At 30.7% G+C, this 22216-nt stretch carries 17 protein-coding genes, 2 tRNA genes and 1 other annotated feature; all 19 genes read left to right on the forward strand.

The window, feature by feature from the left end; all coding sequences use genetic code 11:
- Positions 1–23 precede the first annotated feature (23 nt).
- Positions 24–99, forward strand: a tRNA-Met gene (locus tag B3086_RS01540).
- 423 nt (positions 100–522) lie between these two features.
- Complete coding sequence (gene spoIIE, locus B3086_RS01545) at positions 523–2925, forward strand: stage II sporulation protein E (RefSeq protein ID WP_346848847.1); 2403 nt, start codon at positions 523–525, stop codon at positions 2923–2925.
- A gap of 165 nt (positions 2926–3090) precedes the next feature.
- The gene (gene tilS, locus B3086_RS01550; protein WP_346848848.1) at positions 3091–4521 is read left to right on the forward strand and encodes a tRNA lysidine(34) synthetase TilS; all 1431 of its coding nucleotides are present in this window, start codon (positions 3091–3093) and stop codon (positions 4519–4521) included.
- Positions 4514–5053 (forward strand): hypoxanthine phosphoribosyltransferase, encoded by a 540-nt coding sequence (gene hpt, locus B3086_RS01555; protein WP_346848849.1) that lies wholly within the window; start codon positions 4514–4516, stop codon positions 5051–5053. The genes tilS and hpt overlap by 8 nt, the downstream gene beginning before the upstream one ends.
- Before the next feature lie 154 nt (positions 5054–5207).
- A complete protein-coding gene (gene ftsH, locus B3086_RS01560; protein WP_346848850.1) occupies positions 5208–7223 on the forward strand; it encodes an ATP-dependent zinc metalloprotease FtsH in 2016 nt (671 codons plus the stop codon).
- Positions 7224–7413: 190 nt separating this feature from the next.
- Positions 7414–9084 (forward strand): formate--tetrahydrofolate ligase, encoded by a 1671-nt coding sequence (locus tag B3086_RS01565; protein ID WP_346848851.1) that lies wholly within the window; start codon positions 7414–7416, stop codon positions 9082–9084.
- A gap of 304 nt (positions 9085–9388) precedes the next feature.
- Complete coding sequence (locus B3086_RS01570; RefSeq protein ID WP_346848852.1) at positions 9389–10873, forward strand: carboxyl transferase domain-containing protein; 1485 nt, start codon at positions 9389–9391, stop codon at positions 10871–10873.
- A 12-nt stretch (positions 10874–10885) separates the two neighbouring features.
- Entirely contained in the window at positions 10886–11260 is a 375-nt protein-coding gene (locus B3086_RS01575) for an OadG family protein (RefSeq protein ID WP_346848853.1), read from the forward strand.
- Positions 11261–11285: 25 nt separating this feature from the next.
- A complete protein-coding gene (locus tag B3086_RS01580) occupies positions 11286–11702 on the forward strand; it encodes a biotin/lipoyl-containing protein (protein ID WP_346876364.1) in 417 nt (138 codons plus the stop codon).
- Positions 11703–11718: 16 nt separating this feature from the next.
- Positions 11719–12858 carry a sodium ion-translocating decarboxylase subunit beta gene (locus tag B3086_RS01585; RefSeq protein WP_346848855.1) on the forward strand — a complete coding sequence of 380 codons (1140 nt, stop codon included), beginning with the start codon at positions 11719–11721 and terminating at the stop codon, positions 12856–12858.
- 105 nt (positions 12859–12963) lie between these two features.
- The gene (locus tag B3086_RS01590; protein ID WP_156964284.1) at positions 12964–13134 is read left to right on the forward strand and encodes a hypothetical protein; all 171 of its coding nucleotides are present in this window, start codon (positions 12964–12966) and stop codon (positions 13132–13134) included.
- A 6-nt stretch (positions 13135–13140) separates the two neighbouring features.
- Complete coding sequence (locus B3086_RS01595) at positions 13141–13323, forward strand: hypothetical protein (RefSeq protein ID WP_346848856.1); 183 nt, start codon at positions 13141–13143, stop codon at positions 13321–13323.
- A 176-nt stretch (positions 13324–13499) separates the two neighbouring features.
- A complete protein-coding gene (locus B3086_RS01600; protein ID WP_035130756.1) occupies positions 13500–14279 on the forward strand; it encodes a type III pantothenate kinase in 780 nt (259 codons plus the stop codon).
- Positions 14280–14287: 8 nt separating this feature from the next.
- Positions 14288–15265 carry a tRNA dihydrouridine synthase DusB gene (gene dusB, locus B3086_RS01605; protein ID WP_346879873.1) on the forward strand — a complete coding sequence of 326 codons (978 nt, stop codon included), beginning with the start codon at positions 14288–14290 and terminating at the stop codon, positions 15263–15265.
- A gap of 133 nt (positions 15266–15398) precedes the next feature.
- Positions 15399–15878: a transcription elongation factor GreA gene (gene greA, locus B3086_RS01610; protein WP_346848858.1), complete on the forward strand. Its 480-nt coding sequence runs from the start codon at positions 15399–15401 to the stop codon at positions 15876–15878.
- Between the two features lie 66 nt (positions 15879–15944).
- Positions 15945–17450: a lysine--tRNA ligase gene (gene lysS / locus B3086_RS01615; RefSeq protein ID WP_414632264.1), complete on the forward strand. Its 1506-nt coding sequence runs from the start codon at positions 15945–15947 to the stop codon at positions 17448–17450.
- Positions 17451–17704: 254 nt separating this feature from the next.
- Positions 17705–17779 (forward strand) — tRNA-Asn (locus B3086_RS01620).
- A gap of 131 nt (positions 17780–17910) precedes the next feature.
- Positions 17911–18077: a binding site (T-box leader), on the forward strand.
- 79 nt (positions 18078–18156) lie between these two features.
- Positions 18157–19548: a glycine--tRNA ligase gene (locus B3086_RS01625; protein ID WP_346848868.1), complete on the forward strand. Its 1392-nt coding sequence runs from the start codon at positions 18157–18159 to the stop codon at positions 19546–19548.
- A 557-nt stretch (positions 19549–20105) separates the two neighbouring features.
- A complete protein-coding gene (gene murD / locus B3086_RS01630; RefSeq protein WP_346848869.1) occupies positions 20106–21485 on the forward strand; it encodes a UDP-N-acetylmuramoyl-L-alanine--D-glutamate ligase in 1380 nt (459 codons plus the stop codon).
- The last annotated feature ends 731 nt before the right edge of the window (positions 21486–22216 follow it).

Consider the following 22216-nt stretch of genomic DNA (forward strand, 5'->3'; position numbering starts at 1 on the left):
TTCCGGTCTTCAGCACCAAATGACGCGGGGTGGAGCAGTTGGCAGCTCGTCGGGCTCATAACCCGAAGGTCGTAGGTTCAAGTCCTGCCCCCGCAACCATAAAAGTGGATTGAATATATATTCAATCCACTTTTTTCTTTTAAATAAGATTATTTAATTTATAATAAAGTTTAATGAATTGAATTTATAAATAGATTTCAAAAATGAATATAAATATAAGTATATTAATTAATTATATTTATATGAAAAATATTTTCCCCATGAAACCTTTTATAATTATTATTCATGACATAAAAATATAATATACGAAGATAAGAAAATTAAGAGGTATAAATTTACTAAAGTCATACTATAAGCGGAATAACTTAATAATTTAGAACCATAAACTAAAAATGAAAACAGAGGTAAAATGGAGTTTATTGTAATAAATTTCCTTATGCGAGCCTCCATTAAATTACATTTATTTCCAATGGGTATTGATATAATTAACCTGTAAAAAAAATACAGGTGGGTGAAATTATTATGCAATATGGAGAAAATATTAGGACGTATAAAAGAGTAAAGAGCAGTATGGTTATTAGTAATGATAGGGATGGTGACGGAGCAAAAATAGTAGCGAAGAGTATTGTGTTTTTCTGTGTTGCTATATTAGTTAGTAGAGTAATAATGATAAACAAATCTGCACCTTTTGGGATTGCATTTTTACTTACAATACTATTCTTAGAGGATAACAAATTATCTTTATTTGTTGGACTGGGATCTATATTGGGCTACATAACTACAATAGGTGTAGTAGAGAATTCCTTAATGTATATAACTATAGTTCCAACTTTGGTTATAATATGTTTAATTTTAAATAGTTTTATAAAAAGGAATATTAAAAAGTTTGTTATTATAGGAGCAACTTTAATAATGATTTTTGCATATACTATGTTAGTGAATCAGTATACACTACTGTTGGCACTTGGAAATACTGCATTAGAAGGAGTAAGCATAATACCTGTTTACTTAATACTGGAGTATAGTATTAATAGTTTTAAAAACATAAGAACAAAGCATTTATTTTCAAATGAAGAAATAGTTTCTATGAGTATATTAATAGCTTTAATAATTGCAGGTACTTGGGGTATTGAAGTTTTCAATATATCAATTTTAAGTGTATTAAGCATTGCCGTTGTATCTATTATAGGTTATGTTTGTGGTACAAGCATAGGTGCTACAGCAGGAATTGCGATGGGTGTAATTGTGGGAATGTCTAGTCAGAATATTTTTGGTTATGCAACAGTATTGGGAGTATGCGCCTTGACTTCAGGGATATTTAGAGAAGGTGGAAAGTTGATTTCGTCTTTAGCATCATTTATCGTATTTTGCATAATGAAGATTTATATAGCTACTTATATACCTGAAGGAATTTCACAATTTATATTGGCAGAAGGGATTTTATCTACAGCGTTATTTATAGTTATACCTAATTGTATATATGAAACTATATCTGGGGAGTTAGATGTAGAGAAAAAAAGCAAAAGATACGAAGAAGGATATGCTAATAAAGTAAAAGGAATTTTCACAGATAGGTTAGATAAATTTTCTGAAGTGCTTCTAAATATGGCTGGTACGTTGAATAATTTAGCTGATAATGATAAGTTAGATATGAGTACTAAAAGTAGTGGGCTTATAGAGAATTTAGCTAATAGAGTATGTAATAGCTGTGATACATGTGGAATATGTTGGGGAAGAGAAATGATAAATACCTATAAGGCTTTTGGAGAACTTTTAGAAAGTGCTCAGAATAAAACTAACATTTTTCCACAGTTATTAGAAAAGAAATGTATAAGGAAGGCTTCGCTAATAAGAAATACAGAAGATATAATAAATAAATTTATTATAAGTGAAATGTGGAGAAGTAGATTAGCGGAGGGCAGAGAGCTAATTGCAAATCAATTCAATAACATGGCTAAGTCTGTAGATGAGATTATGGAAGAGTTTTCAGCAGACTTTAATGAAGATAAAGATTCAGAAAAAAAGATTATGAGAATTCTTGAAAAGTACGATATAGAAGCTGATGATGTATTTGCAATAAAAGACAAGAATGAAAGATTGAATATACAGATAACCTGTAATTCTTGCAATGGAAGAAATTTATGTATAAAAAAAATACTACCTTTAATTAATGACTGTGTAGATTATAAAATGAAATTAAAAGCCGACGGTTGTAAGATTAATCCTATTACTAATAAGTGTACAGCTATGTTTGAAGAAGTACCTAAGTTTGGAGTAACTACTAGCGTATCTAGGGCATGCAAAGATGGACAAACTATCTTTGGAGATAATTTTAACTTTGGAGAAGGATATGATGGTAGTTACATGATGGTTATTAGTGATGGAATGGGCTCAGGTCCACAGGCAGGAAGAGAAAGTAAGGCTGTAGTTGAATTAATTGAGAAATTTACAAGTGCGGGCTTTAGCAGAACTACAGCTATAAATACAGTTAATTCTATAATGAGCCTTAAATTTTCAGAGGATGAAAAATTCTCTACAGTAGACTTAAGTGCAATTGACTTGTATAGTGGAGAAGTAGATTTTATGAAGGTGGGAGCAGTAGCTAGTATTGTAAAGAGTGGTGATACCATAGATATTATTAAATCTAGAAGTTTACCTATTGGAATACTAGATGAAGCAGATATAGAAATTCATAGTAAGAAAGTAAAAAATGGTGATTTGATTGTTATGTTAACAGATGGAGTTACAGACTGTGATGAAGAATCTAGTGGAAAGATAGATTGGATATTGGATTATTTATGTAGAAATGATAATGTGAGTCCAGAGGAACTATCTAAGGGTATAATTAATGAAGCGAAGAGAATAGGAAAAAATAAGGTTAAGGATGATATGACAGTTATGGTTTCTAGAGTTCACACAGCTTAATTTGGATTAAGTAAATTGGAAAGTTAATTATAGCTAATTTATAATGGTTATAATAAAAAAGTGAAGAGGTGTGTAAACATTTCTTCATTTTTTTATTATATTTGTTTTAAAATTCTTACATTTATGATATTATGACTTAAAACTATATTTTTAGGAAGTGTTTTTATGGGAGATAAAGAGTGGCCGAAAGTACATAATAATAGTATGAGAAATCAAGTTATCAAAACTATTGAAGAAAATGGAATGTTAAATAAAGGAGACAAAGTTATAGTTGCATTATCTGGAGGTCCTGACTCTATAAGTTTATTGCATGTTTTGTCTACATTAATGAATGATTATAATATAAAACTATATGCAGCTCACGTGAATCATATGTTAAGAGGTAGTGAATCAGATGAGGATGAAGCTACTTGTAGAAGGTTTTGCAAAGAAAATCAAATTGAATTCTTTAGCAAGTCTGTAGATATAAATTTAATAGCTTGTGAAAACAACATCTCCACAGAGATGGCTGGTAGGGATGCTAGATATGAATTTTTTGAAGAGCTTCTAAAAAAGCTTAATGCAAATAAAGTTGCATTAGCTCATAATGTTAATGATCAAGCAGAAACAGTACTTATGAGGTTAATGAGAGGAACTGGAATAGAAGGGCTTATAGGAATTAAACCTGTAAGAGATAAAGTATATATAAGACCGATAATAAATGTGAGCAGACAAGAAATCGAGGGTTACTGTAAAGAAAACAATCTTCCGGCTAGAATAGATCAAACAAATTATGAGCCTATATATTCAAGAAACAAGATCCGATTAGAGTTGATACCTTATATACAACAAAACTTTAACGCGGATATAATTACAACCTTAAATAGAATGTGTGAACTTATCAAACGTGATGAGGATTATATTCAAGAAAATGCAATCAAAGTTTTTCAAAAATATTGTGATATAGGAGAAGATAAGGTTATAATATATAAAGATGTATTTTATCTTCATCCATCTTTAGTAAGTAGAGTGATAAGAAAAGCTCTATTAGAAGTCAAAGGGGATATAAATAATATTCAAAGCATACATATCGATAATATTATAAACTTACAAAAATCTGGTACAGGAAAGTTTACAATTGTTCCAAAAGAAATATTAATCAAGAATGTATACGGCAATATTGAAATAACAAGGCAAAAAAAACAATGTAAAGTTGATATAGATACTATTATAAATCTTAATATGGGTAATAATTATATTGAAGAGCTAGGACTTAAAGTATATATAAGATATATAGATAGTGACAAAAAAATGAATTTTAAATCTAATGATAACATAAAATATTTTAATGGTACTAATATAAAACATATAACATTAAGATTTAGAAGAAATGGGGATAGATTTTCTCCTCTTGGGCTGAAAGGTAGTAAGAAGTTAAAGGACATATTTATAGACTTAAAGATTCCAAGAGAAGAAAGAGATTTTGTGCCTCTGCTTTGTTTTGATGAAGATATTTCATGGATAATAGGATATAAAATAAGTGATAAATTTAAAATCCATGAAGGAATAAAAAAAATTATAGAAGTAAGTGTGGAAAGGCAGGAAAAACATGAATAAGGACATTAAAGAAGTTTTATTAACTGAAGAGGTTTTGACAGAAAAAATTAAAGAAATAGGGGCTGAAATATCAAAGGAATATGCAGGGAGAGATTTAATTGTACTTGGTATTCTAAAGGGTTCAGTAATGTTTATGTCTGATTTAATGAAAAACATAACTATACCATGTAAGATGGATTTTATGGCTGTATCTAGCTATGGAGACGCTACACAATCTTCAGGAATAGTAAAAATAATAAAGGATTTAGATTTTGAAATAAAAGGTAAGGATGTGTTGATAGTAGAAGATATTATAGATAGTGGAGTAACTCTTAAATATCTTATGAAATACTTAGGTGCTAGAAATCCAAGGAGTCTTGAAATAGCTTGTTTACTTAATAAACCTGAAAGAAGAAAGGAAGAACTAGATGTTAAGTATCTTGGTTTTGATGTTCCGGATTATTTCTTAGTAGGATATGGTCTTGACTATGCTGAAATTTATAGGAATCTTCCTTATATAGGAATATTAGATGAACACGTATATATGAAGTAGTAAAGTTTTATACTATATAGATATAATCTTATTTATTTTTAAAATAGAATAGAATAGTAGTTCATTAATAATTAATATTATTGATGTTGTAAAGGAAAAACTCATATGATAGAATTTTTAGTGATATTGAACCGTAGAGAGAGGGGGGCTTTAAATGAAAAAAATTTCTAGTGCAACAATTTGGTTTTTAGTATTAATACTAGTTATATTTTCTGCACTATCATTATTCGATAGTACAGGAACTTTAAAAGAAATAAGTGTAACAGAATTTGAAAAATATATGCAACAAAAACAAGTATCAGCCATACAAACATCATCTGATGGTACATCAGTAAGGGGTAAATTAAGTGATGGTACTGAATTCAGTGTAAATATTTTACAATCCAGGTATTCTCAAATACTTAAAGAAAATCCAAACCCTAATATGAATGAAAAATATGATCCACCTGCTACAGTTCCAGTTTGGATGAGAATTTTACCTACGCTTCTTGTGATAGGAATGGTAGTGCTATTTTGGGTAATGTTTATGAATCAATCTAATGGAAGCGGTGGCGGAGGCGGCCGTGGGGTTATGAGCTTTGGTAAAAGTAAAGCTAAGATGGCTGTACCTTTAGAAGGTGATAAAAAGGTTACCTTTAAAAATGTAGCTGGAGCTGATGAAGAAAAGCAAGAGCTCGAAGAAATAGTAGATTTTCTTAAAAATCCTAAGAGATATATGGAAGTAGGAGCTAGAATTCCAAAAGGAGTACTATTAGTTGGTCCTCCGGGAACAGGAAAAACTCTTTTAGCAAAAGCAGTAGCTGGAGAAGCTGGAGTTCCGTTTTTCAGTATATCAGGGTCAGATTTCGTTGAAATGTTTGTGGGAGTTGGAGCTTCAAGAGTTAGAGATTTATTTGAACAAGCGAAAAAGAACTCTCCTTGTATAATTTTTATAGATGAAATTGATGCTGTAGGTAGACAAAGAGGTGCTGGTATGGGTGGAGGCCATGATGAAAGAGAGCAAACATTAAACCAACTTCTTGTTGAAATGGATGGATTTGGTGTAAATGAAGGCATAATAATGGTAGCTGCTACAAATAGACCAGATATTTTAGACCCAGCTCTTTTAAGACCAGGTAGATTTGATAGACAGATAGTTGTTGGTGTGCCTGATGTTAAAGGAAGAGAAGAAATATTAAAAGTTCACTCTAAGAATAAACCTTTGAATGAAGATGTAGAATTAAAAATACTTGCAAAGCGAACACCAGGATTTACTGGGGCAGACCTTGAAAATCTAATGAATGAAGCTGCTTTATTAACTGTTAGAGCTAGAAGAAAAGTTATTACTATGGAAGAGTTAGAAGAGTCTATAACTAGAGTAATGGCTGGACCAGAAAAGAAGTCTAGAGTTATTAGTGAGAAAGATAAGAATTTAACTGCATATCATGAAGCGGGTCACGCAGTAGTATCTAAATACTTACCTAATTCTTATGCTGTACATGAAATTAGTATTATTCCAAGAGGTATGGCAGGAGGATATACTTTACATCTACCTAATGAAGATACTGCATATACATCTAAGTCTAAGCTTAGAGATGATATGGTTGGTCTTTTAGGTGGAAGAGTTGCTGAAGCGTTAATTCTTGGAGACATAAGTACAGGAGCTAAAAATGATATAGATAGAACTACATCAATAGCTAAGAAGATGGTTATGGAATATGGTATGACAGATGCTCTAGGACCTATATCTTTTGGAAAAGATGATGGTGAAGTATTCATGGGAAGAGACTTTGGAAGAACAAGAGATTTCTCTGAAGAGGTTGCATCTAAGATAGATAGAGAAATTAAAGCTTTAATTGATGAGGCTTATGAGAGAACAGAAACTATTCTTAAAGAGAATATAGATAAACTTCATGATGTTGCAAAAGCTCTACTTGAAAGAGAAAAGCTTACTGCGGAAGAATTTAATGCAATAATGGAAGGAAAAACTCTTGCAGAATTTGATGCGGAAAAAGTAGTGGTAGATTCTCCGAAAGAGGAAAATGATATTCCTGTAGAAGAAAATAGTATTAGTTCTAATGATAAGTTTAAGGATTGGAATGTAGAAGCTCTTAATGATGAAGTGTCAACAGATGAAAATCAGATAGAAGAAATTTCAAATAATGAGAGTAACACATATAAAGAAAGTTAATACATTGTTTTAAAAGCACAGCTATTGCTGTGCTTTTTTTATAAAAGTAATTATGTTATAATGAACTTGAAAATAGAAGCGTATTGAAGAAACTATTGAGACAACTATATTTATAGTTATCATAGCTTAATTTATTTCTGAATTTTGAAAAAAATAAAACAAATAAATATAATACTTGGGAGGTTAATTTATGAAAACTGATATTGAAATTGCTCAAAGTTCAAAGATGATACCAATTTTAGAGGTAGGAAAAACATTAGGTTTAACTGAAAATGATTTAGATCTTTATGGAAAGTATAAAGCAAAGATATCCCTAGATGTTCTTGCAAATAGAAAAGATAAGGGTGATGGGAAACTTATATTAGTTACAGCAATTAATCCAACTCCAGCAGGAGAAGGAAAATCTACAGTAACTATAGGACTTGGTCAAGCACTTTGCAGTTTAGGCCAAAATGCTGTTATAGCATTAAGAGAACCTTCATTAGGGCCAGTTTTTGGAGTTAAGGGAGGTGCTGCTGGTGGCGGATACGCTCAAGTAGTACCAATGGAAGATATAAATCTTCATTTCACAGGAGATATGCATGCTATTACAACAACAAACAATTTGTTATCAGCAGCTATAGATAATCATATTCATCAAGGAAATGAACTTCGAATAGATTCAAGAAGAATTATATTTAAAAGAGTTTTAGATATGAATGATAGAGCTCTTAGAGATATAGTAGTTGGTATGGGTGGTAAACCTAATGGATTTTTAAGAGAAGATGGATTCACAATTACTGTTGCATCTGAAATTATGGCAATACTATGTTTATCTAACAATCTTATGGATCTTAAGGAGAAATTTGGGAAAATACTTGTGGCATATGACCTTGATGGAAATCCAATATATTGTAAAGATTTAAAAGTTCAAGGTGCAATGGCTATGCTAATGAAAGATGCTATAAAACCTAATCTAGTACAAACATTAGATAATACGCCAGCAATAATTCATGGAGGGCCGTTTGCAAATATTGCTCATGGTTGTAACAGTATACTTGCAACTAAAATGGCGTTAAAGCTAGGAGATTATGCTATTACTGAAGCAGGATTTGGCGCAGATTTAGGAGCAGAGAAATTCTTTGATATTAAATGTAGGTATGGAGGATTAAAACCAAACTGCGTAGTTATAGTTGCAACAATTCGTGCATTAAAACATCATGGTGGAGTTAAAAAAGATGAATTAAATATTCCAAATGTAGAAGCATTATCTAGAGGTGTTGTGAATTTAGAGAAACAAATAGAAAACATACAAAAATTTAATGTTCCAGTAGTTGTGGCTATAAACAAATTCATATCAGATAGTGATGAAGAAGTTAAGTTCATAGAAGAGTTCTGTAAAGCTAAGGGCGTAGAAGTATCTTTGACCGAAGTTTGGGAAAAAGGAGCAGAAGGTGGAAAAGACTTAGCTAATAAAGTTGTTTCAACTATTAAAAATAAAGAAAGTAAATTCCAAGTATTATATAATGAAGAACTCGACATTAAAGAAAAAATAAAAGTTATTGCAAGGGAAATCTATGGAGCAGATGATGTTGAGTTTACAGCATCGGCTAAAAAACAGATTAGTGAAATCGAAAAATTAGGACTTCATAAAGTACCTATCTGTGTAGCTAAAACTCAAAATTCTCTTTCAGACAATCCTGCTTTATTAGGAAGACCAACAGGATTTAATATATCTGTAAAAGAAGTTAAATTATCAAATGGAGCAGGTTTTATAGTTGCTTTAACAGGAACTATAATGACTATGCCGGGGCTTCCAAAGGTTCCTGCTGCAAATAAAATAGATATTCATGAAGATGGAACTATAGAAGGTCTATTCTAAATTCTTTAAATTTAAATTAGATTATATATTAATTAGTTTAATAATTAATCAGATATAATTAAAAATTAAAATTTATTTACTAATCCTATGATTTTAATAGGATTAGTTTTTTTTATAAATTTTAATAGAGAGGAATTAAAATTTATTTAAACAGAATACTATAACTAAGATTATCTAAATTGTAGAAATTTTTAAATAAGAAATTCACAGAAAAATGAATTAAAACTTGCAATGAATATATACAAATGGTGTTAAATGTGTTATTATTATATACGGTAAAGTTAATATGTCAGGAGGCAGTAAAATGAATAAACTTGAAGTGTTTAATTCGCTTAAAGAGACATCACATTTAGGTGGTGGAGATAGTCAATTGCAAATGCAACACAACCTAAATAAACTTACAGCGAGAGAAAGAGTTCTTGCATTATTAGATGAAGGAACATTTGTAGAAATTGGTGCTCTTGTTTTAGACAATGGAGCCGGTGTAATTACTGGTCACGGAACTGTAAATGGTAGACTAGTATTTATATATAGTTGTGACTATACAGTTGAAGGTGGAACTTTTACAAAAGCTATGGGAAGAAAAATAATAAATATTCTTGATAATGCTGCTAAAATAGGTGCTCCTGTAGTTCAAGTTATTGATTCCATAGGTGGAAAATTAAATGAAGGAATAGAATTACTTGGTTCCTATGGATTAGTTTTAAATAAGTATGCTAAGTTAAGTGGTGTAGTTCCAAGAATATCAATTATTTGTGGTCCTTGTAATGGGATAACATCATTAATTGGTACAATGAGTGATATAGTGGTTGCTGTAGATGAAATAAGCGATTTAAGTGTATCTTCTTTAGGGAAGCTTACTGAAAAAGAAGGTAAATATGTGGATAAATCAATGGTGAGCAATGGAGTAAGTGCTAATAAAAATAGTAATGCGCACATAAATACTGCTACTGAAGAAGAAGCATTCCAAGTTGTGAGAAATATAATTTCTTATATGCCATCAAATAATTTAGAATTACCTACTGTTAGTAATGAAGATTTAAATTTAAATTTAAGTAAGCTAAATCTTGATGAAATGGTTGAAAAGGACAGTTATTCCTTAGATGAAATATTAAATACTATAACTGATGTAGATAGTATTATAGAGATATATGGAGGATTTGCTGCAAACTTTAGAACTGTACTGGGAAAAATCAACGGTTTGACAGTTGGAGTTATATTAAACTCTAGCAATAAAGAAATTGATAATTTAGGAGCAAATAAAGTTGCAAGTTTTGTAAAATTATGTGACAGTTTCAACATATCAATTTTAAGTTTAGTAGATACCAAAGGAGCATCAGTTTCTTTAGAAGAAGAAAATAATGGACTTGCTAAAAATATAGGAAAGCTTATGTATTCGTTAATTGATGCTTCAGTTCCAAAGGTTTCTTTAGTTATTGGGGAAGCATATGGCCTTGGATATGAAGTATTGGCTTCAAGAGAATCAGCTTTTGATGTTACAATGGCTTGGCCAACAGCAAAGGTATGTTTAACAAATCCAGAAGAATATATAAAAGGATTACACAGAGATGAGATATTTAACTCAGAGGATCATAAACAAGGGGAAAAAGATGTAATTGCTAAATATTATGATGAAGTAACAACTCCATATAATTTAGCTAAAATGGGAATTATAGATGATGTAATAAAACCAAGCGAAAGCAAGCAAAGGATATTTGCTATGCTAGATATGTTACAAAGTAAAAGAGAATTAAAATATCCTAAAACACATGGTAGTACACTAGTTTAGGAGGAATAAGATATGAAAGAAACATTATTCAGAAACTTCACTCTAGATAATTTATCCTTTGCATTAGGTGTATCTGCCATTGCTATGATAATAGTGTTTGGAGTATTAATAGCACTTATGCTAATAATTAAGTTACAGAGCTTTTTATTAGGAAGAGATTATAAAAAGAAATCCAATACTAATGATGAGCCTAAAGAAGAATCAATTACGGTAAGTGAAGTTGATAACACTGTGCAAGCAGTAGATATTAATAAAGAATATGAGTTAGTAGCAGCTATAATGGCATCACTATCTGCTCATACTGGTAAACCACTAGATGAACTAAATATAAAGAGTATAAAAAGGATTAATAATAATTCAAGTTGGAGAAGTGCTTCTATTAAATAGAAGCATTGTTAGGAGGATATTTCGTATGAAAAAGTATAATGTTACAGTTAATGGAAGTTTATATCAAGTAGAAGTAGAAGAGGTAAAGGGTGAATTTGCTACACCAGTAGCAGCAGTAGCACCAATAGCATCAGCAAAACCGGTACAACCAACACAACCAGTAGCTCCAGTGGCATCATCAACTCCAGCACAAGCTCCAGCTGCATCACCAGTTGCATCAACAGCAGATGGTGCAAAGGTAGAAGCACCAATGCCAGGAACAATAGTTAAGGTACTTGCAACTAAAGGGGCAACAGTTAAACAAGGAGAGGTTCTCTTTGTACTTGAAGCTATGAAGATGGAGAATGAAATAATGGCTCCAGCAGATGGAATTGTAGTAGAGATAAATGTAACACAAGGAGCCGCAGTTAATACTGGAGATATATTAGCTGTTATTGGATAATAGGAGGTCAACTTAAATGAATGTTTTTGAAGTAATTAAGGATTTGTTTGCCTCTTCTGGGTTTGCGGCCTTAACATGGCAGCAAGCAGTGATGATAGGAGTATCTTTAGTTTTCATATGGTTAGCAATTGGTAAAAAATTTGAACCTCTTTTGTTATTACCTATAGCCTTTGGTATGTTACTTACTAACATACCATTAGGTAATATCATGGCTGAGCCAGTAGGTAAGGAAGTAGGAGGATTGTTATATTACTTATCAAGAGGAGTTAAGTGGGAAATATTCCCTCCGCTTATATTCTTAGGGGTAGGAGCAATGACGGATTTTGGCCCATTACTTGCTAATCCATCTAGTGTACTTATGGGAGCGGGGGCACAATTTGGTATTTTCTTTGCTTTTGGAGTAGCTATTCTTTTTGGATTTACACCACAAGAAGCTGCATCTATAGGAATTATAGGAGGAGCAGATGGTCCTACAGCTATATTCTTAACTAATAAGCTAGCAGGACATTTACTAGGACCTATTGCAGTGGCAGCATATTCATATATGGCACTAGTGCCACTTATACAACCACCAATAATGAAGGCTCTTACAACTAAAGAAGAGCGTAGAATAAAAATGGGACAACTTAGACAAGTTAAGCAAATAGAAAAGATTGTATTTCCTATAGTTGTAACTATAATGGTAACTTTATTATTACCATCCTTATTGCCATTAATAGGAATGTTAATGCTTGGCAACTTATTTAAGGAGTCTGGAGTAGTTGGAAGACTTTCAGATACTGCACAAAATGCCCTAGTAAATATAGTTACTATATTTCTTGGACTTTCTGTTGGAGCAACTGCAACAGCAGAGGCCTTTATAAATCCTAAAACCATAGGAATAGTTATAATTGGAGTGGCTTCCTTTGCTGTAGCTACAGCAGGAGGAGTACTTGTAGGTAAAATCATGTGTAAATTAACTAAAGGTAAGATAAACCCATTAATTGGATCTGCTGGAGTATCAGCAGTACCTATGGCAGCTAGAGTTTCTCAAGTTGTAGGTCAAAAGGAAGATCCTACTAACTTCTTACTTATGAATGCTATGGGAGCAAATGTATCTGGAGTTATAGGAAGTGCAGTTGCAGCGGGTGTATTATTAACCTTATTCGGAGCTTAATATTAAGTTAAATTGTAAATAGTTTATAAAAAAGGTATGTACTTTTAAAATAAAGGTATATACCCTTTTTTATTTGATAATAATAAAAAAAAGGAGGCGATTATTATGAAGGATATAATGATTCAATCTCTAATTGAAAAAGAAAATGAGATTATTAAAAGTTATAAAAGTTATCTGACAAACATACCTGTTCAAGAAATTGACAACAAGGCACAGGACTCTATTGTAAGACATAATAATCATGTAAAGACTTTAAAAAATATTATAGGGAGGTAGGGGCCAATGTTCAATGGTGAGGATAAGGAAAAAAATATTAGAAGAAATTATATAAACAAGAAAGAGGAAAATTTAAAAAAGTTATATCTTAATATTTTGAATAATTCTGATGATGGAACATTAAAAGAAGAATTATATGAGATTTTTAAAGATGAGTTGGATATAATAAATAGTAATAATCTAATATAAAACATAATAGAGTAGTCTAGAGTGGTATTACATAAAATTCATTAACACATTAAGTAGTATTAACTTAAAAAAGTTAATTAAATTATATAGTTAAAGTGTTAAATGTGTTATAATAATTAGGAACATTTAAAAAGCAGCTTAAAAGCTGCTTTTAATTATATAGAGGTGACATGATTATGATATTCGTATTAGACGTAGGAAATACTAATATAGTATTAGGTATTTATAAGAATGAGGAATTAATAGTTGAGTGGAGATTATCTACAGATAATAGAAAAACTTCTGATGAATATATGATAGAAGTAGCACAGCTTTTTGCTTACAACAAGCTAGAGGTTAGTGATATATCAGGAGTTATTATTTCATCAGTAGTTCCCAATATAATGTATTCCCTAGAACATATGGTTAGAAAGTTTTTTAACAAAAAACCTCTAGTAGTAGGGCCGGGAATAAAAACTGGAATAAATATAAAATATGATAATCCTAAAGAAGTAGGAGCAGATAGAATAGTTAATGCAGTAGCAGCTCATGAAATGTATAAAAAACCATTAGTTATTATAGATTTTGGTACTGCGACTACTTTTTGTGCAGTAGCTGCTAATGGAGATTATATAGGCGGAACTATATCGCCAGGTATAAAAATATCCTCAGATGCTTTATTCCAAAGAGCTGCTAAACTTCCAAGAGTAGAGCTTATAAAACCAGAAACAGTTATTTGCAAAAATACAGTAGCTAGTATGCAAGCAGGTATTGTATATGGTTATATAGGTCAAGTTGATTTTATCGTAAGTAAAATTAAAGAGGAAATGATAGCATTAGGTGAGGAAAATCCTATGGTAATAGCTACAGGAGGTCTTGCTAATCTTATAGCTGAGGGATCAAAATCTATAGATAAAGTTGAACCATTCTTAACTTTAGAAGGACTTAGAATTATATACGAGAAGAACAGAGAATAGGTGATAGAATGAAAATTTCAAATATAAGCTTCGAAAATCCTGTATTTCTAGCTCCTATGGCAGGAGTTACTGATATAGCATATAGAGGTATATGTAAAGAAATGGGATGTGGACTAGTTTATACAGAAATGGTTAGTGCAAAAGGGTTATATTATAATAGTAAAAATACCGGAACCCTTATGAGAATAAGTGATGAAGAAAAGCCGGTTGCATTACAGATATTTGGAAGTGAGCCAAAGATAATGTCATTTGCTTGTGAGTCTATTCAAGGTATGGATGGAGTTGCTATTATAGATGTAAACATGGGATGTCCGGTACCAAAGATAGTTAAAAATGGAGAAGGTTCTGCTTTGATGAAAAATCCTAAGCTTGCTGGCGAAATTGTTAAAGAAATGAAGAAGTCTACAAATAAGCCTATTACAGTAAAGTTTAGAAAGGGTTTTGATTCAAATAACATAAATGCTGTGGAGTTTGCTAAATATTTAGAAGATGCAGGAGTAGATGCTATAACGGTGCATGGAAGAACTAGAGAGCAAATGTATGAAGGTAAGGCGGATTGGGATATAATAAAGCAAGTAAAGGAAGCTGTTTCTATACCTGTCATTGGAAATGGTGATATTTTCGAGGCAGAAGATGCTATAAATATGAGGAAACAAACTAATTGTGATGGTATAATGGTAGCGAGAGGTGCTATGGGAAATCCTTGGATATTTAAAGAGATAAAACAAGGAATTGATGGAAATGATATAGTGAGGCCTACTGATGTAGAAAGAATAGATATGTGCATGACTCATTTGAATAGAGCCATAAAGTTCTTTGATGAAAATAAGGCTGTAAGAGAAATGAGAAAACATATAGCATGGTATATTAAGGGATTAAGGAATTGTACCGAAATTAAAGATAAAATCAACTCTGCTATATCCTATGATGAAATGTATGATTTATTAGAAAAATATAAATTAAATTATGAAAAGTGGTATTTTTAATATAAATATACCTTCATTGACAAGGAATTGCAGGTGTTTTATAATTAATCAAAGATTATAGAGACTATATATGATACAATTGAGTATTTATAATGATATAGAATTATTTAGTAAGATTGAAGGGGAGAGAAAAATGAGCGAAGCTAAAAAATACGTGATGACTTACGAAGGAATAAAGAAGCTTGAAGATGAGCTAGAGTACTTAAAAACAGTTAAGAGAAAGGAAATAACAGAAAAGATAAAGGTTGCTTTAGGATATGGAGATTTAAGTGAAAATTCAGAGTATGACGAAGCAAAGAATGAGCAAGCATTTGTTGAAGGAAGAATTATTCAACTTGAAAATATGCTAAGAAATGCATCTGTGGTAGATGAAAGTGAAATTCCTAAAGATATGGTTAGTATAGGAACAAGTGTAAAAGTGTTTGATTATGAATTTGATGAAGAAATAGAATTTTATCTTGTTGGCTCTGCTGAAGTAGATCCTTATGAAAATAAAATTTCAGATGAGTCCCCTGTTGGAAATGCGCTTATGGGGAAAAGAACAGGAGACATTATAGAAGTATCAACTCCAGATGGAATTAACAAGTATAAAGTATTGGAAATTAATAGATAATCATAAATGAAAAACTAGGAGGAATGGTCTATGGCTACAGAAGTTAACAATGATAATTCACAAGAAATTGTAGTAGATAATGAACAATTACAAGCTCAAGAAGCTGAATATAATGAACAAGTAATGATAAGAAGACAAAAACTAGCTGATCTTCAAGCCCAAGGAAAAGACCCTTTTGACGTATATAAGGTTGAAAGAACTCATGAGGCTCAAGAAATAAAGGATAGCTATGAAGAACTTCAAGAAACAGAAGTTACAATTGCAGGAAGACTTATGTCTAAAAGAATTCAAGGAAAAGCTGGATTCTGCGATATTCATGATAGATCTGGTAAAATGCAAGTATATATAAGACTTGATAGGGTTGGAGAAGAACAGTTTAAAGATGCAAAAACTTTTGATATAGGTGATTTTTTAGAAGTTACGGGTATACCATTTGTAACAAAGACAGGAGAAACTTCTGTTAAAGCTAGCAAAGTAACTTTAATTTCTAAATCATTAAAACCACTTCCAGAAAAATGGCATGGACTTAAAAATCCAGATTTAAAATATAGACAAAGAGAAGTAGACCTAGTAATGAATAAAGATGTAAGGGATACTTTTATTAATAGAATAAAAATTATAAAAGCTGTAAGAGAATTCTTAGATAATAGAGGATACTTAGAAGTGGAGACTCCTATTTTATCTCCTATAGCTGGAGGAGCAGCTGCAAGACCATTCGTAACTCATCATAATACCTTAGATATAGATATGTATTTAAGAATTGCTACCGAGTTATACTTAAAAAGATGTATAGTTGGTGGACTTGAAAAAGTATATGATATGGGTAAAAACTTCAGAAATGAAGGAATGAGTATAAGACACAATCCGGAATTTACAATGATAGAATTATATGAAGCTTATGCTGATTATAACGATATGATGAAAATAACAGAAGAATTAGTTGCATATGCTTGTGAGAAGGTTCATGGTAGCACTAAAGTAAATTATCAAGGAACTGAAATAGACTTTACACCACCATGGAGAAGAATTACTATGATTGATGCTGTAAAGGAATATGCAGGTGTAGACTTCAATGAAATTAAGACAGATGAAGAAGCTAGACAAATTGCAAAAGAAAAACATTTAGAATTTATAAAGGAATTAAAAGATTGTACAAAGGCAGATATATTAAATGGTTTATTTGAAGAATATGCCGAAGAACATTTAATTCAACCAACATTCCTTTGTGATTATCCAGTAGAAATATCACCATTAACTAAGAAAAAACGTGGAAATGAAGCATTTACTGAGAGATTTGAAGGATTTGTTTATGGTAGAGAAGTTTGTAATGCTTATTCAGAACTAAATGATCCTATAGTTCAAAGACAAAGATTTGAACAACAAGCAAAAGAAAGAGAGCTTGGAGATGATGAGGCTTATCTAATTGATGAGGAATTCATGAGTGCTCTTGAGGTAGGAATGCCTCCAACAGGTGGACTTGGAATTGGTATAGATAGAATAGTAATGTTCTTAACTGATTCAGTATCCATCAGGGATGTTATACTATTCCCAACAATGAAACCTCTACAATAATATATAATTTTAAAATTAATTTTACCCAAAAATTATTACATATTAAAATAATTTTTGGGTAAAATGTTAAGGTGCTAATTTAATATATAATATAATTAAAGAGATATTAAATAATTATTGCATATTAAAAAGATTTTTGGATAAAATATTAAAGTATTCATATAATGTAAGCAAAAGAAATTATTTTTTAAATTTTATAAAATAGTGTTGAAATTTACATTAAATATGCTATAATCTAGATATGAATTAAATATTCCGCGATAGCTCAACGGTGGAGCACTCGGCTGTTAACCGATAGGTTGGAGGTTCGAATCCTCTTCGCGGAGCCATTTTTTATAAGATAACTTACGGCGGGCTTTTAAGTCGGCTTATTTTGTTATAGTAAACAATATAACAAAATAATATTTTAATTTTATTTTGAATTATAATATGATGTGAGGATAATAATATTAAAAACTGAATAATAACGATGATAAAGAAAAGTAGTAATAAAGATTTTAAAGAGAGATGATGGCGGGTGTAAATCATTAAATCAATATTATGAAGGGAGCTTTTGAGTTAGTGATAAATTTTAAAGATGAGCTTTAGCTAATAAGGGTGGAACCGCGGATTAATTTCGTCCCTTAATTGGTTAAAGTTTTTTTATTTACAAATATTAATTTGTAAATTGCAATTAATAATAAAAACATTGATGGAGGTAATGAACATGGCAAAACAATTAACTATGGATAAAATGGTAGCTTTATGTAAAAATAGAGGATTTATATTTTCTGGGTCTGAAATTTATGGAGGACTTGCGAATTCATGGGATTATGGTCCTTTAGGTGTGGAATTTAAAAATAACGTTAAAAAAGCATGGTGGAAAAAGTTTGTTCAAGAAAATCCTTACAATATAGGTTTGGATTGTGCAATATTGATGAATCCAGAAGTTTGGGTAGCAACAGGTCATGTAGGTGGATTCTCTGATCCATTAATGGATTGCAAAGAATGTAAGGCTAGATTTAGAGCTGATAAGTTAGTTGAAGATCATATGGTTTCAGAAGGCGCAGAAGTAGCTGTAGCTGATGGATGGACTAATGAAGAGTATAAAGAATATATTGAAAAACATAATGTGGTTTGTCCAAAGTGTGGGAAAATGAATTATACAGATATAAGAAAGTTTAATCTTATGTTTAAAACTTTCCAAGGCATAACTGAAGACAGTAAAAATGAAATATATTTAAGACCAGAAACAGCTCAAGGTATTTTTGTAAACTTTAAAAATGCTCAAAGAACATCAAGAAAGAAAGTACCTTTTGGAATAGCTCAAATAGGTAAATCTTTCAGGAATGAAATTACTCCAGGTAACTTTACCTTTAGAACAAGGGAGTTTGAGCAAATGGAACTTGAATTTTTCTGTAAGCCAGGAACTGACTTAGAGTGGTTTGAATATTGGAAGGAATATTGTAAGAATTTCTTATTTAACTTAGGAATGGGTAAGGAAAATCTAAGGTTTAGAGATCATGAAAAAGAAGAACTATCATTCTACAGTAATGCTACTTGTGACATAGAGTTTTTATTCCCATTTGGATGGGGTGAACTTTGGGGAATAGCTGATAGAACAGACTATGACTTAAAAAGACACATGGAACATTCAGGAGAAGAGCTATCTTATCTAGATCCAACTACTAATGAGAAATATGTACCATACTGTATAGAACCATCATTAGGAGCTGATAGAGTTGCATTAGCATTCTTGTGTGAAGCTTATGATGAAGAAGAACTAGAAGGTGGAGATGTTAGAACAGTGATGCATCTTCATCCAGCATTAGCACCATTTAAGGCTGCGGTACTTCCACTTAGTAAGAAATTAAGTGAAAAGGCTCTTGATGTATATGGAATATTATCTAAAAAGTTTAATGTGGATTATGATGAGGCTGGAAGTATAGGAAAGAGATATAGAAGAGAAGATGAAATAGGAACACCATTCTGTATTACTATTGACTTTGATACTATAGAAGATGAGAGTGTTACAGTAAGGGATAGAGATACTATGGAACAAGTAAGAATGCCAATAAGTAATCTAGTGTCTTATATAGAAGAAAAAATGGAATTTTAATAGAAGTCTATATAGATTTAAAATAGCTCTAGGCATTAATTTGCTTGGAGTTATTTTATAGTAAAGAATATAGCAAGTTGAATATGTAAAGTAAAAATATATTGGTATGATAAATTAAGGGTGTTTAAAAAATGTATTGTAGTCTAAAATTTAAATGAATATTGTATTTAAAGGTTTATTAATGGAGATTTATATAAATGGATAAAAAAATAACCGGATTTGCATCCGGTAAAAAATAGGGTTTAATCATGGGGATATGTTATGTGCAATGTTAAACCTTTGGGGAAAAGTTTTAACACCTTTACTTACGGCACAGACAGATTATATCATATTAAAAAACTCATAGCAATAGCTTTTTTAAAAAAATAATAAATTAAATTGAAAAAACATTGGAAAGTTAGTGAATTGAAGGGGAAAATAGGCGAAAATAAAGAAAATAGGGGAACTTTTGCAATAAATAGAATAAGTATTTTTCATAGAGTTTTTTTAAGTCTGATGTAGTGATATAATTATAGTATAGAAGTAAGCTAATATATGGCGGTACTGGAGGAATAAGAATGAAAAGAAATTTTAGTGAGTTTAAGAAGTTTATTAAGGATAAAAATGTAGCAGTAGTAGGAATAGGGGTAAGCAATATACCACTTATAGATTTCCTTGTTGGTTTAGGAGCTAAAGTAACTGCATTTGATAAAAAGAATATAGAAAAACTTAAAGAAGTTGTAGACAAGTATCAATGCAAAGGAGTTAAATTTGAATTGGGAGAAGGATATCTATCTAATTTGCATGGTTTTGATGTTATCTTTAAAACCCCATCTATGAGAATTGATAGTAAAGAATTAACTATAGCCAAAAATGAAGGTGCATATATAACATCCGAGATGGAGGAGTTTTTAAGATATTGTCCTGCTAAAATATACGGTATAACAGGAAGCGACGGAAAAACAACAACTACATCTTTAGTATATAGTATTTTAAGTGCGGCTGGTTTCAAAACTTGGGTTGGAGGGAATATAGGTACCCCATTATTCACAAAAATAGAAGAAATATCACCAGATGATAAGGTTGTTCTTGAGTTATCAAGTTTTCAACTTATGACTATGGATACATCTCCAGAAGTAGCTTTAATTACAAATTTATCACCTAATCATTTAGATATGCATATAGATTTACAAGAATATATAGATTCCAAAAAGAATATATTTAAATATCAAAATAAAGATAACCTGTTGGTGTTAAATGAAGATAATGATGTTACAAGAAATATTAAAGGGGAAGAAAATGGGCGTCTTTATACTTTTAGTAGGAATAGTGTTATAGAAAATGGAGCGTATTATAAAGATGGAGTTCTTTTTGCTAGAGGTAAAAAGGTATGTAATAAAAGTGAAGTATTGCTTAAAGGTATGTATAATATAGAAAATTTATTGGCAGCCTTCGCTCTGATAGTGGATGATGTGGATGTAAAGTATATGAGAGAAGTCGCAATTACTTTTAAAGGTGTAGAACATAGAAATGAATTTGTAAGAAGCTATAGAGATGTAGAATATTATAATAATTCTATAGCGTCAAGTCCTACTAGAACATTAGCAGGTATAAAAGCTTTTGAAAAACCGGTAGTATTAATTGCTGGAGGACGTGATAAAAAAGTTCCTTTTGATCCATTAGCATATGAAGGATATCCATATATAAAATCATTGATCCTGCTTGGGGAAGCTAAGGAACAAATTAAAAAAGTTTTTGACAAATTAAAAAATGAAAAAGGTATCCATGTTGATATTCATATGGTTGATACGTTAGAAGAAGCTGTAAATAAAGCAGTAGAAATATCAGTAAGTGGAGACATAGTTGCATTAGCTCCGGCATGCACAAGTTTTGATATGTTTGAAAACTTTGAGATTAGAGGAAATAGGTTTAAAGAAGTGGTTAAGAATTTAAAGTAATAGAACATTATTAAAAAAAATATATATCTATAATACTTTATATTAACTTAATAATAGAAAGATATATTCCTAGAACGCAGTTTTGATTTACTGTTTTCTAGGAATTTACTTTTTAAATCATAATGTCAATTGATTTGTAAAGCTTACTATAAGAAGATTATATTAGCTTGTTAGGTTAGTTATAAGTAATAATGACACACTACTGTACTTCACATTTTAATATCTATTGTAATCTGGTTATACAAATAGGAAATTTCCTTGAAACCCGCATGGATAGAACAACTATTTAACTAGTTATATATATAACTAGTTTTCAATTTATATAGGTAACTATTTATTCTAAATCTATATACTCAGAGTGGTTTATAAGATTTTACTGATGAAAAACATATAATTAATTAGTAAAATAGGCCATATCATAAATAAATTAAAAAACTTAACCAAGTGTATCAATGCATGTAAATTAGAGAAAAAATAAGAAATTTAGAGAAAATAAAGGATAATTTATATATATAATCACATAGGCTAAGAAGTGAAAGCCAACCCTATGATATTATAAATCTCGTCACTAAGTGATGCGAACTTCAAAGTTCAAATCTAGATAACTTTAAAGATGGATTTAAAGAAAAAAGTTTTAAAAAAGTTTAAAAAGTTATTGACATAACAAAATGATGGTGATAAAATTTAAAAAGTAGTCAGTCAGTAGATTGATGAAAACCAAATGGTCTTTG

Source organism: Clostridium sp. UBA871, assembly GCF_002295255.1.
Lineage (GTDB): Bacteria > Bacillota > Clostridia > Clostridiales > Clostridiaceae > Clostridium_J > Clostridium_J sulfidigenes.